Origin of the sequence: Vulcanococcus sp., from assembly GCF_044369115.1 — a bacterium.
In the GTDB taxonomy this organism is placed as follows: Bacteria; Cyanobacteriota; Cyanobacteriia; order PCC-6307; family Cyanobiaceae; genus Vulcanococcus.
Map to the genome: position 1 here is coordinate 1 of NZ_JBIPMN010000057.1, position 13,902 is coordinate 13,902.

18 protein-coding genes are annotated in these 13,902 nt (G+C 62.4%); 4 read left to right on the plus strand and 14 right to left on the minus strand.

Annotated elements, in window-relative coordinates:
- On the plus strand, window positions 1-1,183 hold a 1,183-nt coding region (locus ACIQ2E_RS06030), incomplete at its 5' end, for an NAD(P)/FAD-dependent oxidoreductase (RefSeq protein ID WP_398327607.1).
- Window positions 1,184-1,214: 31 nt separating this feature from the next.
- On the opposite strand, the gene psaK is transcribed toward ACIQ2E_RS06030, so the two are convergent.
- The 12 genes from psaK to ACIQ2E_RS06090 form a co-directional block, all read right to left on the minus strand.
- Complete coding sequence (psaK, locus tag ACIQ2E_RS06035; RefSeq protein WP_296366175.1) at window positions 1,215-1,472, minus strand: photosystem I reaction center subunit PsaK; 258 nt, start codon at window positions 1,470-1,472, stop codon at window positions 1,215-1,217.
- 68 nt (window positions 1,473-1,540) lie between these two features.
- A complete protein-coding gene (locus ACIQ2E_RS06040) occupies window positions 1,541-1,870 on the minus strand; it encodes a DUF3593 domain-containing protein (RefSeq protein WP_398327610.1) in 330 nt (109 codons plus the stop codon).
- Window positions 1,867-2,160 carry a DUF2499 domain-containing protein gene (locus ACIQ2E_RS06045; RefSeq protein WP_398327613.1) on the minus strand — a complete coding sequence of 98 codons (294 nt, stop codon included), beginning with the start codon at window positions 2,158-2,160 and terminating at the stop codon, window positions 1,867-1,869. The genes ACIQ2E_RS06040 and ACIQ2E_RS06045 overlap by 4 nt, the downstream gene beginning before the upstream one ends.
- Window positions 2,161-2,182: 22 nt before the next feature.
- The gene (locus ACIQ2E_RS06050) at window positions 2,183-2,368 is read right to left on the minus strand and encodes a hypothetical protein (RefSeq protein ID WP_398327614.1); all 186 of its coding nucleotides are present in this window, start codon (window positions 2,366-2,368) and stop codon (window positions 2,183-2,185) included.
- 98 nt (window positions 2,369-2,466) lie between these two features.
- The gene (locus tag ACIQ2E_RS06055; RefSeq protein WP_398327617.1) at window positions 2,467-3,003 is read right to left on the minus strand and encodes a DOMON-like domain-containing protein; all 537 of its coding nucleotides are present in this window, start codon (window positions 3,001-3,003) and stop codon (window positions 2,467-2,469) included.
- Window positions 2,981-4,111 carry a phosphotransferase enzyme family protein gene (locus ACIQ2E_RS06060; protein ID WP_398327620.1) on the minus strand — a complete coding sequence of 377 codons (1,131 nt, stop codon included), beginning with the start codon at window positions 4,109-4,111 and terminating at the stop codon, window positions 2,981-2,983. The genes ACIQ2E_RS06055 and ACIQ2E_RS06060 overlap by 23 nt, the downstream gene beginning before the upstream one ends.
- Before the next feature lie 81 nt (window positions 4,112-4,192).
- Entirely contained in the window at window positions 4,193-4,450 is a 258-nt protein-coding gene (locus tag ACIQ2E_RS06065; protein WP_398327623.1) for a DUF3136 domain-containing protein, read from the minus strand.
- 422 nt (window positions 4,451-4,872) lie between these two features.
- Complete coding sequence (locus ACIQ2E_RS06070) at window positions 4,873-5,121, minus strand: hypothetical protein (protein ID WP_398327625.1); 249 nt, start codon at window positions 5,119-5,121, stop codon at window positions 4,873-4,875.
- A 105-nt stretch (window positions 5,122-5,226) separates the two neighbouring features.
- Window positions 5,227-6,570, minus strand: a complete 1,344-nt coding sequence (gene chrA / locus ACIQ2E_RS06075) for a chromate efflux transporter (RefSeq protein ID WP_398327628.1) — start codon at window positions 6,568-6,570, stop codon at window positions 5,227-5,229.
- A complete protein-coding gene (locus tag ACIQ2E_RS06080) occupies window positions 6,567-7,346 on the minus strand; it encodes a class II glutamine amidotransferase (protein ID WP_398327631.1) in 780 nt (259 codons plus the stop codon). The genes chrA and ACIQ2E_RS06080 overlap by 4 nt, the downstream gene beginning before the upstream one ends.
- Window positions 7,347-7,351: 5 nt before the next feature.
- Window positions 7,352-8,392 (minus strand): sulfate ABC transporter substrate-binding protein, encoded by a 1,041-nt coding sequence (locus ACIQ2E_RS06085; protein WP_398327634.1) that lies wholly within the window; start codon window positions 8,390-8,392, stop codon window positions 7,352-7,354.
- A gap of 166 nt (window positions 8,393-8,558) precedes the next feature.
- On the minus strand, window positions 8,559-9,620 hold the full coding sequence (locus ACIQ2E_RS06090) for a sulfate ABC transporter substrate-binding protein (RefSeq protein ID WP_398327637.1): 1,062 nt from the start codon (window positions 9,618-9,620) through the stop codon (window positions 8,559-8,561).
- A gap of 141 nt (window positions 9,621-9,761) precedes the next feature.
- Here ACIQ2E_RS06090 and ACIQ2E_RS06095 point away from each other — a divergent pair, with 141 nt between their 5' ends.
- The 3 genes from ACIQ2E_RS06095 to cysK all read left to right on the plus strand — a co-directional run bounded on the left by ACIQ2E_RS06095 (window position 9,762) and on the right by cysK (window position 12,132).
- Entirely contained in the window at window positions 9,762-10,193 is a 432-nt protein-coding gene (locus tag ACIQ2E_RS06095; protein ID WP_398327640.1) for an RrF2 family transcriptional regulator, read from the plus strand.
- A 232-nt stretch (window positions 10,194-10,425) separates the two neighbouring features.
- Window positions 10,426-10,911, plus strand: coding sequence for a Crp/Fnr family transcriptional regulator (locus ACIQ2E_RS06100; RefSeq protein WP_398327643.1), 486 nt, complete (start codon window positions 10,426-10,428; stop codon window positions 10,909-10,911).
- A 252-nt stretch (window positions 10,912-11,163) separates the two neighbouring features.
- A complete protein-coding gene (gene cysK / locus ACIQ2E_RS06105; protein WP_398327646.1) occupies window positions 11,164-12,132 on the plus strand; it encodes a cysteine synthase A in 969 nt (322 codons plus the stop codon).
- A 62-nt stretch (window positions 12,133-12,194) separates the two neighbouring features.
- On the opposite strand, the gene ACIQ2E_RS06110 is transcribed toward cysK, so the two are convergent.
- On the minus strand, window positions 12,195-12,830 hold the full coding sequence (locus tag ACIQ2E_RS06110; RefSeq protein WP_398327649.1) for a peroxiredoxin: 636 nt from the start codon (window positions 12,828-12,830) through the stop codon (window positions 12,195-12,197).
- A 99-nt stretch (window positions 12,831-12,929) separates the two neighbouring features.
- On the minus strand, window positions 12,930-13,902 hold a 973-nt coding region (locus tag ACIQ2E_RS06115; RefSeq protein WP_398327652.1), incomplete at its 5' end, for a sulfate/molybdate ABC transporter ATP-binding protein.

Here is a 13,902-nt window from a genome sequence, read left to right on the forward strand (position 1 = left end):
GACGTGTGAGGTTCTGATCGCGGGAGCCGGGCGTGGAGTGATGCTGCTTGCTCGGCTCCTGGCTCAGGGAGGGGTTTCTGTGCTCGTCGTGGATCCGTTACGGGATCTGCGCCATGGCGCCTTCAGCAGTGCGGCCCTACCGCTGGAGGCTGTTCGGCATTTCCAGCTGCCCGAGCAGGTGCAGGCGGCCCATTGGCAGGGGTGGGAGCTGCATGGTCCGGGCGAAGCGCCCTACAGCTGGATCGCCGATCACAGCCTTGGGGCTGTGTTGGATTTCGGCGCATTGCGCTGCTGGCTGGCGGCTCAGGCCCAAGCGGCAGGCGCTGAGCTGAGGCTGGGTTGGGCCGTTCGCCAGTGGCAGCCCAGTGGTTCCGGAGCGATCGCCAGTCTGCGCGGGCCCGATGGCGTGGAGCAGATCCGCCACTGCCGCTGGCTGGTGGATGCCACTGGCCAGCGGCGGGCCTTGCTCGGTGATCCCCCGGCAGCGGCTGGTTTGCTGGTGTCGGGCGAAGGTGTGGAGTGGCTGTTGCAGGTGCCCATCTCGCAGTGGCAGCGCTGGGCCCATCGCCTCAGCTTCATGCTCGGCAGCAGCTGGGTGCCCCAGGGGTATGGCTGGGTGTTTCCGATGCAACCCGGCCAGCTCAAGCTCGGGGTGTGCCGCCTGCATGACGGCCGCCGCCTGCAGCCACCCCTGCACGCCTTGCTGCGTGGCCTGCAGCATCGTTTGGAGCTTCAGGGTGCAACGGTGCTCGATCGCCATGGCGGCTTGATTCGCAGCACGATCCGCCGCCGGGAACCGCATCAGCGGGGGCCCCTGCTCGGGCTAGGGGATGCCGTGAGCACTGGCAACCTGCTCGGCGGCGAAGGCATTCGCCATGCGATGGCCAGCAGTGAGGTGCTGGCCCCCTTGCTGCTTGAGGCCTTGGCTGGGCGTCCAGAGCGACTGCGCAGTTATGCCCCCAGGCTGAAACGGCGTCTCGGCTGGCGTTGGTCGCTCAGTGGGCGTCTGGCCCGCCGCACCTGGCTCGGCCTGCATAGTCCTGCGGGCGATCAGCACCTGCAGCACCTGTTGGTGGGCCTACAAAAAAACAGCAGTGCCGATGAGCTCTCGGCACTGCTGTTCGATTACCGCTTCGAGCGCTATGGCCTGAAGGTGCTGCCCTATCTGCTGGGCTGGCGCTGAAGCGGTTCAGTGGGCTGTATCAGCCCCAGCTTCAGAGCACGCCGCGGGCAGCCAGGCCGAGGATGGCGCCCATGCCAAGCACATGGCCGAAGGAAGTGGTGGCCAGCAGCGAGGCATGGCTCATGCCACCGAACATGGCGGCGTTGGGGAGTTGAGCGCCTTCGTTGGGGTACTTGATGGTGGCCTTGCCGATGCCGATGGCGATCACGTTGGCAACGATCATCACCAGGCCCACCTTGGGCGACCAGGACACAGATGCGGGGGCGATAGCCAGCAGGGGAGCGAGCATCGAATTCACAGGCGACGCTTCATCTTCCGAGCGGCAACGCCCCAGTGCACGCCTCGCTTAAGACTTGTTCACTGCTCCTCTTGGGCCGGTGTGCGCCTGAAACCCAGCAACACGAGCACATTGCTCAAGGTGAGAAACAGCTCCGCGCCGCCGTGCAGCGGATCCACATCTGCAAGCTGGCGCCCGTAGCTCAGCTCGGCCACGATTGCGGCGGCGATGGTGACGAGTACAAACAACAGGGTGAGGCAGAAGCCCCAAAACGCGAGTCGTGGCATGCGCCCTGAGCGCCAGCTCCACCAGAGGAAGGCGAGATAGGGCAGCAGCGACAGCCCGAAGAACGGGGCTGGATCCACGCCAGCCAGGGCCTCGAGCAAACCGGCAGGGGTGAACGGGCTCATGGGTTGCGCCGCGCCAGATTCCAGGCGGCACCGGCCATGGCGGTGTTGCCCACCGCGGTGCAGGCGGCCTGAAGAACCACAAGGCCCTGCAATTCAGCGGCATTATCAAACAGATGCCAGGTGCAGGCGGCCATGGCACTGATCAAAGCTGGTGTCATCGCCAGGGCCAGCCAATTCCATTCCGGTTCCTGGAGCCGTTTTCCCCAGCGCTGAATGGCGAGCATCGCCAGCCCCCACTCCAGCACCGAGGCCACATGAATCCACCAGGTGGGCAGAGAGAGCGCATGCATGCCCTCGTTTTAGTGGCCTGCCCTACACGCTGTGGCTGCTGAACTGCTCGAACACCGTTTGCAGCAGTCGGCTCATGTCGCTGTTGAGGGTGCAGCCCGGAGCGCTGTTGGAGGCCAACAGCAGCAGCGCGCAGGCATCAACCAGCTGCGCAGCCTCAGCGCTGCTGAGCTGGATCAGATGCTCATCGCCGCAGTGGGTAACGCGCAAGGAACCGGGTGTGGATGTATCGCACGCTACGGAGTGTGAGGGCACCTGCCTGAATCTGCAGGTTCATTTCCGCTTTGGGATCACGCGCCCCCGCGCTCTTATCCCTCCGGATGGAGCAGTTGGAAGCTGTTGCGGAGGTGAAAGTCGGGCTGATCCCCGCTGTGCTTCCAGGCCCAGTAGCTCAGACCCTGTTGGCGATCCTCCAGGACGGCCGTGAGAGACACCTCCACCCGTTGATCGGCTTGGATCCAGCGGTTGAGATCTACCTGGAAGTGCAGTTGGAGGCCTCCTTCTGATCGCCGCAAGCGGTAGGGAACACTCGTGATTCCGGTCACGGGTTGCAGGTTCTGCCGGTAGTCCGAGAGGGCGTAGATATTCCAGTTGCCATTGGGTGCCAGGTTTACCTCCCAGTAGGAGGTCTCGCCCTCAGCGGCGATGAAGACCTCCAGGCAGGTGCTCTGCCAAAGACCATCCCGCCGCGCCGGCGGCAGGGCGGGTGCCGGCCAGCTCAGGCTGTTGTTCGGGCTGTGCAGCTCAAAGCTCACCTGGAGCACTCCGTCCCGCCAGCTGGCTTCTCCCTTGAGCTCGATGCCGCCAAGCTCGGGTCTGGGCTCAAACGGATGCAGCAGCGGCATGACGCTCCACCAGGTGCCTGAGCGCCGGCATCTGAGATTCGATGCTGGCAGTCAGTTGGAACTGAACAAGAGCCCGCTGCAGGTTGTGATCGGGGTGGTTGGCTTTGAAGTAGGTGTTGCCCAACAGGTAATCGCTGAAGAAGCGCAGCCCCAGTTCAAAACTGATCAGTTGGGCCGCATCGGGGATGTAGCGCAGCTCGGTCTCGGTGAGGAAACGGCCAGCCACAGCGAGATATCCCTCAAGCAGAGCATCAGCTAGGCCGAGATCAAAGTGCACAGCCTCAATCTGATCGGTTTCTTCGCCCAGCGGATTGCAGCAGGAGCGCAGACAGTCGCCGATGTCGTAATGCACCAGCCCGGGCTTCACGGTGTCCAGGTCGATCAGGGCTACGGCCTCACCGCTGCGGCGATCGAGCAGCACGTTGTTGATCTTGGGATCGCCGTGAATAGGCCTCAGGGGCAGCTCCCCGCGCTGTTTAGCGCGCTCCAGCAGGTCGCACAACGCCTCGCGCTCTCGAATGAACGCCATGCAGCGGTCACTGCCGGCGCTGGGCTGGCAATCGGTTTTCACCAGAGCGCGGTGATAGGCCGCGAGGTAGCCGGGCGTGATGTGAAAGCCTTCCAGGGTGTCAGCCAAGGCGGTTGGGGACAGATCGCTGATCAATAGGTGAAACAGCCCCAGGCCCAACCCCAGCTCCCTCGCGTGATCAGCACCGTCGACAACATCCACGCAGGTGCTGTCGGGCACATAGGTGATCGTGCGCCACACACCACCAGCTGCGCAGCAATGCCAGGCGTTGCCCTCGTGTTTGGTGCATACCAACTGCGGCAAGTGCCAGCGGCGTTGCTCCAGCAAGGGATGCGCGGCGCCGCTTTGGAGCTTGCGATCGATGTGCTCACCGAGCACCTGAAGGTTTTGTATTACCAGCTGAGGCTGGGTGAACACCTGCGTGTTGATGCGCTGCAGCACCGACGGCCCATCCACCGCCTGAACCAGAAAGGTGTCGTTGACGTTGCCATTGCCCAGCGGCTCCACCGCCTGAACGCAGCCGCAGCCGTGGAACGCTTCGGCAATGGCGATCAGCTCAGCTTGAGACGGCGCAGGCACACGAATCGACAAGGCGTGGCCTCAACCTGCCAGTGGCCCCTGGCCTGAAAGGCCCCAGGGGGGCCAGTCGTTGTTCCGGATTCAGCGCGTGACGGCTTCGCGCTCGAGTTTTTCACCCTGTTCTCGTTCAATTTCGCGCCGGAGCTGATGGCGAATGTGATCCGGTGATTTGTATTGGCGGGGCAGGCAGTTGTGCAGGGTTTCCAGCCGGCTCCAACAGAGCGTTTTTTCAATGTTTGCTGCCGGTCTTCCTTCCAGGAGCAATTGCTTGAGCGCCTTGCGGTAGAGGAAGTATTTGGCCTCCAGTTCAGCGATGGTGAGTCCTTGGCTGTCGCTCATCGGAGGCCTGCCCGGCGTTGCGGTTGTCTCACCGTACGCGACCTGAGGGGGGCAATTGGGGAAATGCACGTGTGCTGTAGCACTGTTCGGCGCTGGCTCGGCTTCAGCTTCACATCCAAAACTGCAATACCGCCCAAAGCACTGGGCTCGGGCTGCTCCCCCCCCCCCGATCGATCCCCACTCTTCAGCCCGCCGGGGAGCACGGGTTGGCTTGGAGCCGTGCCAGTGCCTTGCCCGCTGCCCCACCAGCAGGGGTTCAGCCAGAAACGCTCACCTTGGCTGAGGGTGTTGGCTGAGCTGCAGGCGCCCGCGCACCTGCACGCTCCGCAGGTCATTGAGCTTGAGAAGCGCCGATTTCCGTCTTCCTGGCGGAGGGCTGCGCCGAAGAGACAAACCGCTCCACCCGCCAGGCCCCGCCCGCCCTAGACGCCGTTGATCCACTGCCGGCCCAGAGGCACCAGCGAGCGGCTCACCTCGCTCCATGGAAAGGTTTGTCCGGTGGCATCTCCATCACCATTGAGCGCGCTGCCTAGCCCTTCGTGCACATCTTCAAGGGCCTGAGCGAAGGGAATCTGCCGCAGCGCGGCATAGGTGCGCGCGATCGCATTGATCTCGCCCGGGCTGCTGACGCCCTGGAGGTAGCGGTCACGCAGGTCATCGGCGCTGTGCATGGCTCCAGAACACAAGGGATCAGCACCACCAGCCTCAGTCTGGTGAGGGGCCGGTGCAACCGCACTTGATGGGCATTCACATCCCCGCTGTTGTTGGGGTGTGAATCAGCTGAACACTTGGCGCGTAACAGCCATGGCCGCTCCCAGTGCCGCTGCTGCACCAATCACCTGCAGAACGCTCCAGCGCAGCTGAAGCTGAGCCCAGAGGGCGACCACCACCACCACAGCCGCGCCCACCTGGAAGCCGCCGTTGCTCCAGAGAACGGGGCCGGCAAAGAACAGCGCCAGGCTGGCGATCACCCCCACCACCACAGCGGTGATGGCGCTGAGGGGAGCGCCCAGGCGCAGATCGTTGCGGCTGGCCTCCACCAAGGGAGCTCCCGCCAGGATGAAACCAAAGGAGGGCAGGAAGGTGAACCACACCGTGACCGCCACCGCCGCCAACGCCAGCGGCCAGGGCCATGTGGATGCCGCCACGGCTTGATTCCAGCCGCCCATAAAGCCCACGAAGGCCACCACCATGATCAGCGGTCCAGGGGTGGTTTCTCCCAGGGCCAAACCATCGAGCATCTGAGTGGCCGACAGCCAGCCGAACTGCTCCACCGCCCCCTGGGCTACGTAGGGCAACACGGCATAGGCGCCACCAAAACTGAGCAACGCCACCCGCGTGAAGAAGCGGGCCATCAACGCCAGAGTGCCGCACCAGCCGCCGATCGCCACCACCACCGCCAGGGGCAGCAGCAACGCCAACGCCCAGATCAACAAGGTGAGCGCCAGCTTGCGCTTTGAGAAACGGGCATGCTCTGGGCTGGCGGTGTGATCGTCGTGCAGGGCATCGGGTCGATCGGCTGTGGCTTGAGCTGAGCCTGGGCCATGGGCTCCGCCACTGAGCAAGAGAGCAGGGCGCCAGCGGGCCACGATCAGGCCGATCACAGCAGCGGTGATCACCACCAGCGGGTAGGGAAGATTCAACAGCGCCATGGCCAGGAAGCCGGCGATGGAGAGGGCCACCAGCAGCGGCGTGCGCAGGGTGCGGCGGCCGATGCGCCAGGCCGCCATCAGCACAATCGCCAACACGGCCGGTTTGAGCACGCCGAACACCGAGGCCAACAGCGGCAGTTGTCCCCACAGGGCGTAGACGCTCGCGAGAGCCGTGAGCACGAACACCGAGGGGATCACAAACAAGCCGCCAGCGATCAGGCCACCGGGAAAGCCATGCATCAACCAGCCCAGATACGTGGCCAGCTGCATGGCCTCCGGCCCAGGCAGAAGCATGCAGTAATTGAGGGCATGCAAATAGCGCCGCTCCGAGAGCCAGCGGCGCCGCTCCACCAACTCGCGCTGCAGCAACGCGATCTGCCCGGCCGGCCCACCGAAACTCACCCAGCCGAGCTGAAACCAGAAGCGCGAGGCTTCCGCCAGGGTTACCGGCTGCTTGGTGGTGGTCATGGCTGGTGCAGGTGCAGGCATTCGCCGTTCATCCAGAGCATCGAGGAGCCGGAGTCCATCGCTGTCCAGGCTTCATCGGTGGTGAGCGGTTCAGTGCTCAGGATCGTCACCACATCCGAGCTCGAGGTGAGCGGCGCGAAATCAATCTGCAGAGGCGGATCGGCGAGCGTGGCGGTGGTGAACGGTGCACGCCGCGTGAGCCAATGCAGGCTGGTTGTGGCGGTGGCGAACAGCCAATGGCCGTTGGAGATCAGGGCGTTGAATGTGCCCATGCGGGCCAGCTCCGTGGCGTAGGCATGCAGTCGGGTTGAGATCTGCTCAGGGTTCTCGGGATCCACGCCCTCCTGTTCGAGTTGCTTGAGGATCCAGCAGAAGGCGGCTTCGCTGTCGGTGGAACCAAATGGGCGGTAGGTCTCACCACTGGGTATCGCTCCATCGAGGTTGCCGTTGTGGGCAAACACCCAGGTCTGGCCCCTCCAGCTGCGGGCAAAGGGATGGCAGTTCTCCAGAGCCACCAGCCCTTGGGTGGCCTTGCGGATGTGGGCGATGGATACCAACGCCTTTGGCGAGCGTTCCGCCAACTGATCCGCCAGCTGCGAAAAAGCCGCCGGTGCGTCTTCGCGGATTAAATCGAGTCCGGAGCTATCCGGTGTGAAGCTGGCCAGCCCCCAGCCATCGGCGTGTTCACCAACGGCCCCGCCCCGGCGGCTGAGGCCGCGGAAGGAGAACGCCATGTCGGTAGGCGTGTTGGCATTGAGGGCAAGCAGTTCACACACAGGCGTCAGCGCGATTGGGCGAACAGGCGATCCCAGAGGCCGCCGTTATCGAAAAAGGTTTTGTTGACAGCGTCCCAGCCACCAAAGTCCTTCACCGAGAAGAAGGTCTTCACCGGGGCGAAGCGATCCTTCACGCGTTGCCACACCATTGGGTTCGTGGGGCGGAAACCTTCCTCGGCAAAGATCTGCTGTGCTTCTTCCGTGAAGAGATACGCCGCGAGGGCTTCAGCAGCTTTGCGGGTGCCCTTGCGATCCACCACCTTGTCCACCACCGCCACAGGTCCCTCAATGCGGATGTTCACCTCGGGCACCACGAACGGCGCCTTGAGATCACCCGTGCGGGTGGCCAGGATCGCTTCATTCTCGTAGTTCAACAGCACGTCGCCCTGATCGCGTTTCAGGAACACGTCGGACGCTTCGCGGGCATCCTTCGGCAGGTTGTCGACGTTCTTGTACACGTTGGTGACGTAGGTCTCCGCCTGCTTCTGATCACCACCGGTCTGGGTCACCGAGCCCCAAAGCCCCAGGAAGTTCCAGCGTGCACCACCGGAGGTCTTGGGGTTGGCAGTCACCACCGTCACCCCAGGCTTCACCAGATCCTTCCAGGTGCGCACGCCCTTGGGATTCCCGGCACGGGTCAGGAAGGCCACCGCGGAGTTGGTGATGATGCTGGCGCTGGGCAGCTCCTTCTCCCAGCCCGGTTGGATCAAGCCAGCCTCCTCCAACTTGTGGATGTCGGCCGAGAGGGCCAGGGTGGCCACGTCGGCATCCAGACCATCAATCACTGCCCGGGTTTGGGTGCCTGATCCGCCATAGCTGGTGCGGATCTTGATCTCCTGGCCGGTCTTGGCCTTCCAATCGGCAGCGAATTTGGGAAGGATCTTGTCGTAGGCGCCTTTGGTCACCGCGTAGCTCACGAGCAGCAGCTCCTGCTTGCCCTCGCCCTTGCCGCCCTCAGCCGAGGGGCTAGTGGCGGTTCCGCAGGAGGTAAGCAGGATCGAGCTGCCCAGGGCCAGAACCGAACTGCGGGAAAGGATTGAATGCATTGTCGCGCGAGTCGATCGGGAATAGGGCAAAACTTGCAGCGGTACTTCGGTCGCCTTACCGCGCTTTATGGCGGGCTACTCCGGCGTGCCAAGAAAAAACCCCGGTTCAGAACCGGGGCCTTGCTCAAGCTGCGATGCCGCTCCGATTGGCTGAGGGGGATCGTGATCAGCGCGAGCGGGCAAAGATCTGATCCCAGACCCCGCCTTTGCCGAAGAATTTCTTGTCAACGCCGGCCCATCCACCGAAGTCGCCCACCTTGAAGAAACTCACGTTCTGGAACTTGCCTTTTGCGTAGGCCTTGCCCTCGGGCGTGGTGGGGCGGAAGCCATTGTCGGCAAACACCTTCTGAGCCGCTGGTGAATACAGGAAGCGCACAAATGCTTCAGTAACTCTTCTTGTGCCGCGGCGGTCCACTACCTTGTCCACCACGGTGACGGGCTGCTCGGTGAGCACATTGGGGCTGAAGAGCTTGTAAGGCGTGGTCCACTCGCCTTTGCGGCGGGCCAGGATCGCCTCGGTTTCCCAGTTCAGGAGCACATCGCCCTGGCGCCGTTTCACAAACGCGTCGGTGGCTTCGCGGGCGTCTTTGGGCAGCACGTCGGCATTCTTGTAAACGCCGGTGATGAAGCTGCGGGCCTGGGCTTCGGTGCCACCGCTACGGGTGATCGCTCCCCAGAGCGCCAGGAAGTTCCAGCGGGCCCCGCCAGAGGTTTTGGGGTTGGCCAGAACCGCATCTACGTCTTTGTTGTCGAGGTCCTTCCAGCTGTTGATCTTTTTGGGATTCCCGGGACGGACGAACACGGCCACAGTGGAGTTGATCGGCGTGGAGTTGTAGGGGTTTTCCCGCTCCCAACCGGGGCTGATCAGGCCTGCCTGCTGAATCTTGGTTACATCAGCAGCCATGGCCAAGCTCACCACATCGGCTTCGAGGCCATCAATCACGGCGCGGGTCTGGGAGCCGGAGCCTCCATAGCTGCCCTTGAAGCTCACGGTTTGGCCAGTCTTTTTCTTCCAGTCAGCGGCAAAGAGTTTGAAGATCTGGTCGTAGGCGGTTTTGGTCACGGCATACGACACCACCGTGAGCGTCTGAGGTTTAGCGGGTTGCTGGGCCTGCACGATCGGCGCGTTCAGGCTTGCTGCAGCGACGGTTGCCAGCGGCAGAGCTGCCAGGCCCGTCATCAACACCTGGAGGCGCAGCCGTCCGGGATTGACAGAAGGAATAACCACGGTTCTTCGGTCGGGAACGCGGTGAACATATCGGCCGCCCCCGCATGCATGGTGTGCCTCAAGCCACACGGTCTTGGGTTCTGATTTCCCACCCGGTAACCGTGCTTTGAGTGACAGAATGAACTCTGAGCAGACGAGGCCATGCCTTTCAGCGCCAAGACGGAATACGGACTTGTTGCCCTGATGGACCTGGCAACCGCCCATGCCACCGGTGACCTGGTGCAGACCGGCGAGATCTGCCGGCGCCACGCCATTCCGGAGCGCTACCTCGAACAGATGCTCACGTCGTTGCGCAAAGGCGGCTTCCTGAAGAGCGTTCGGGGTCCTCGGGGCGGCTTTCTGCTGGCGCGTCCCCCCGAGCAGATCCGCCTTCTTGACGTCGAGGCCTGCCTCGAGGGAGAGGCGACGCCGTCGCGGAAGGGGGAACGGGAGGATCCTGAATTTCAGGCTTTGATTGAGCTCGGCAACCGACTTGAGCAGGCCCGCTCAGCGATTTTGAAGGAAACAACCCTGGCTCAGCTGGTTCAGAAGCGCGACCAGTTCAGGCAGCCCCTGCCGATGTTCTACATCTGATTGCCGCGGAACCATCCCTCGTGTGCCTTGAAATACCGGTACCCCTATCGGGATTCGTGCATACTGCCGCCAGTTGCCTGCCGCCCGTGCCCTGTTGTGCGCGAATGCCCCGCCTCCGTTTGCTCTCGTCCATCGCAGACCCGCCCCATCGCCCGCCAGCGCCATGACCACCTCACTCTTGAAACGTCCCTTGCGACTCACGCTTCATCCTCAGGATGTGCTGCCTGAGCACATGAGCTGGCGGTTGCATGAGGGCTATGTGCGTTCATCCACCTGGGATGACGAAGGCGACTCGATCACCCTTGGACTGTGGGGGCCTGGTGATGTGATCAGTTCGGAAGATCCCGTTCTGCATCCACTTGAATTGCATTGCCTCACCACTGTTGTGGTGGAGCATCTCGAGTTAGATGACGACACCCAGCTCCAACACATCCGCCGAGAACGGCAGATGTTGGCTGAGTTGCATGCCATCCAGCGCATCCGCTCCGGTGAGCGTCGTCTTCTAGCCCTGCTCACCTGGATAGCGCGCTCCTTTGGTCAGATCAACCGTCACGGTTGCAGGCTCTCCTTGGCCGAGCTGAACCTCACCCATCGCGGTCTCGCTGATTTGTGCGGTCTGACGCGGGTCACGGTGACCAAATTGTTGAGCCGTTTCCGGCAGGACGGCGTTTTGGTGAGTGTTGGGGAGAACGATCTGCTTATTCCACGGGAGCCATGACAACGCCTGCTCCTCCCTGGTGCCTCCACTGGGGCAATGACGGTGAGCTCGCCTGGAGCGATCGCCACGATGTGATCGAGCGATTGGTAGCCCACGAACCAGCGATGGCCTCAGCTCTCTACAGGTACGCAAAGCCACTGCCGGCCAGCATCAGTCGCCAGCGGCTGACACGACCGCTCTCCTGCACCCACCCATAACCCTTGGCCTCTTTGTGTTCACACAGGGAGGCCTTTGCCTTGAATGTCTTCCACCATGCCTGCGATTTTTGCCAACAACAGCCTCACCACAGGCGCCACTCCTTTGGTGCAGCTGCATCGGGTCAGTGCAGGCTGCAATGCCCGCATCCTGGCCAAGATCGAAGGCCGTAATCCCGCCTTTTCGGTGAAATGCCGTATTGGGGCGGCCATGGTGGCTCAGGCCGAGCGCGATGGCCTGTTGGGGCCGGGGAAAGAACTGATCGAGCCCACCAGCGGCAATACAGGTATTGCACTTGCATTTGTGGCCGCTTCCCGCGGTCTACCGCTCACCTTGACGATGCCCGACACGATGAGCGAAGAGCGGCGCAAGTTGCTTCTGGCTTATGGAGCTCGCCTGGTTCTCACCGAAGGCCGCCATGGGATGCCCGGAGCGATCGCCATGGCCGAGGCCATGGCGATCAGTGAACCGGATCGCTATGTGTTGTTGCAGCAATTCGCCAATCCAGCCAACCCGCAGATCCATCACGACACAACCGGGCCGGAAATCTGGGCTGACACTGATGCTCAGGTGGATGCTGTTGTAGCTGGAGTCGGAACTGGCGGCACGATCACCGGCATCAGTCGCTATATCAAATGCACCCTCGGCAAACCGTTGCTCTCGGTGGCAGTGGAGCCGGAGCAAAGTCCTGTGATCACCCAGACGCTGGTAGGTGAATCCGTCCAACCCGGCCCCCATCGTATTCAGGGCATTGGGGCGGGGGTTCTTCCCGGCAACCTTGACCTCTCCTTACTGGACAGAGTTGAACGGGTGAGTGATCAAGATGCCATGACCATGGCAAGACGCCTTGCTAAGGAGGAGGGAATTCTGGCGGGTATCTCTTGCGGCGCCGCAGTATCAGCTGCCGTTCGAGTGGCTCGAGAAGCTGAATTCTCTGGAAAAACAATTGTGGTGATTCTTCCTGATTCAGGTGAGCGCTATTTGAGCACGAATCTCTTTTTCACAGAAGGCGATTCGGCACCTTAGCTGCCACAAAAAAGCCCCCGGCATTCTCCGGGGGCCTGAGGGTTGGGGCGAGCCTCAGTGGCTCATTTGTTGGGCTGCGGGGTCATGCGCAGGTAGGGCTTGATCTCGGTCACGCCCTTGGGGAACTTGTTGCGGGCTTCGTCGGTGGGGATCGAGGGCACCACCACGCAGTCGTCGCCGTCGGTCCAGTTCACCGGGGTGGCCACCTGGTGGTGGTCGGTGAGCTGCAGGGAGTCGATCACCCGGAGGATCTCGTGGAAGTTGCGGCCGGTGCTGGCGGGATAGGTGATCTGCAGGCGCAGCTTTTTGTTCGGGTCGATGATGAACACCGAACGCACCGTGAGGTTGTTGAGCGAGTTCGGGTGGATCATCCCGTAGAGATCGCTCACCTTCTTGTCCTCATCGGCGAGGATCGGGTAGTCGACGGTGGTGTTCTGCGTTTCGTTGATGTCGCAGATCCAGCCGCCATGGCTCTCGGCGGAGTCGACGCTCAGGGCGATGGTCTTCACGTTGCGCTTCTCCCACTCGGAGCGCAGGCGCGACACTTCACCCAGCTCGGTGGTGCACACCGGGGTGTAGTCGGCGGGGTGGGAGAAGAGAACAACCCAGCTGTCGCCAGCGAAGTCGTAGAGGTTGATCGGACCCAGCTGGGAGTTCTGGGTGAAATCGGCGACGGTGTCGCCCAGTTGCAGATTCATTCTCGTTCGCAGGATTGAAAGGTTAAGTTTGTCGTTGAGGTGCTCTGATGTCCAGCTCTGTGTTGTAGCCGTGAACACCTGCTCACAGGCTATGAGTTGTCAGATTACAAAGTCTGGAACAAAAGTGCGTGCTTCGCGGCTGGTGAGATGCAAGGAATCACCAGCCTTTAAATCGCGGTAATCGATGCGTTCCCGCGGCAGCTGTGCCATCACCACCTCGCCACTCGCCAGGGTTAGTTCCGCCTGGATATCCCGCCCCATATGCGTGAGCCGTCGTAAGACAGCAGGCACGCTTCCCGGTTGGGCCGTGCGGTGCAGTTCCAGATCATGGGGGCGGATAAAAATCTCTCCCCGTTGATCCGAACTGGCGAGCGGAATATGGGGCGGCAACACATTCACGGCACCCACGAAGCTCATCACGAAGGGTGTGGCAGGGTGGTCGTAAATCTCCGCAGGCGTTCCAATCTGCTCAATGCGCCCCTGATTCATCACTACGATCCGATCTGCCACCTCCATGGCTTCCTCCTGGTCGTGGGTCACGATCACCGTGGTGACGTGCATCTCATCGTGCAGGTTGCGCAGCCAGGCCCGCAGCTCTTTGCGCACCTTGGCATCCAGTGCGCTGAAGGGTTCATCGAGGAGCAACACCCTGGGCTGTACAGCCAAGGCCCGAGCCAAGGCAACCCGCTGCCGCTGTCCACCTGAAAGCTGCGAGGGGTAGCGATTGCTAAACCCCTTCAGCTGCACCAACTCAAGCAGTTCATCCACGCGCCGGCGAATGGCGTCGTGTTTCCAGCCGCGCAGCTCAAGGCCAAACCCCACGTTCTGTCGAACGGTTCGGTGCTTGAACAACGCGAAGTGCTGGAACACGAACCCCACCTCCCGTTCCTGAACCGACCGGGAGGTGGCTTCCTCGCCTGTGATCCAGATCCGTCCGGTATCGGATTCTTCCAGGCCAGCGATTAAGCGCAGCAGCGTGCTCTTCCCGGAGCCCGACGGGCCAAGCAGGGCAACCAGCGAACCGCTGTCGATATCGAGGCTGACGTCATCGACCGCCTTAAAGGCCCCGAAT

What these genes read in the sequence shown, in the direction of transcription:
- psaK (WP_296366175.1), bottom strand. Translation starts at nt 1,472, where the DNA reads ATGCTCGCTCCCCTGCTGGCTATCGCCCCCGCATCTGTGTCCTGGTCG.
- ACIQ2E_RS06040 (WP_398327610.1), bottom strand. Translation starts at nt 1,870, where the DNA reads ATGAGCCCGTTCACCCCTGCCGGTTTGCTCGAGGCCCTGGCTGGCGTG.
- ACIQ2E_RS06045 (WP_398327613.1), bottom strand. Translation starts at nt 2,160, where the DNA reads ATGCATGCGCTCTCTCTGCCCACCTGGTGGATTCATGTGGCCTCGGTG.
- ACIQ2E_RS06055 (WP_398327617.1), bottom strand. Translation starts at nt 3,003, where the DNA reads ATGCCGCTGCTGCATCCGTTTGAGCCCAGACCCGAGCTTGGCGGCATC.
- ACIQ2E_RS06065 (WP_398327623.1), bottom strand. Translation starts at nt 4,450, where the DNA reads ATGAGCGACAGCCAAGGACTCACCATCGCTGAACTGGAGGCCAAATAC.
- ACIQ2E_RS06070 (WP_398327625.1), bottom strand. Translation starts at nt 5,121, where the DNA reads ATGCACAGCGCCGATGACCTGCGTGACCGCTACCTCCAGGGCGTCAGC.
- chrA (WP_398327628.1), bottom strand. Translation starts at nt 6,570, where the DNA reads ATGACCACCACCAAGCAGCCGGTAACCCTGGCGGAAGCCTCGCGCTTC.
- ACIQ2E_RS06085 (WP_398327634.1), bottom strand. Translation starts at nt 8,392, where the DNA reads ATGCATTCAATCCTTTCCCGCAGTTCGGTTCTGGCCCTGGGCAGCTCG.
- ACIQ2E_RS06095 (WP_398327640.1), top strand. Translation starts at nt 9,762, where the DNA reads ATGCCTTTCAGCGCCAAGACGGAATACGGACTTGTTGCCCTGATGGAC.
- ACIQ2E_RS06100 (WP_398327643.1), top strand. Translation starts at nt 10,426, where the DNA reads ATGAGCTGGCGGTTGCATGAGGGCTATGTGCGTTCATCCACCTGGGAT.
- cysK (WP_398327646.1), top strand. Translation starts at nt 11,164, where the DNA reads ATGCCTGCGATTTTTGCCAACAACAGCCTCACCACAGGCGCCACTCCT.
- ACIQ2E_RS06110 (WP_398327649.1), bottom strand. Translation starts at nt 12,830, where the DNA reads ATGAATCTGCAACTGGGCGACACCGTCGCCGATTTCACCCAGAACTCC.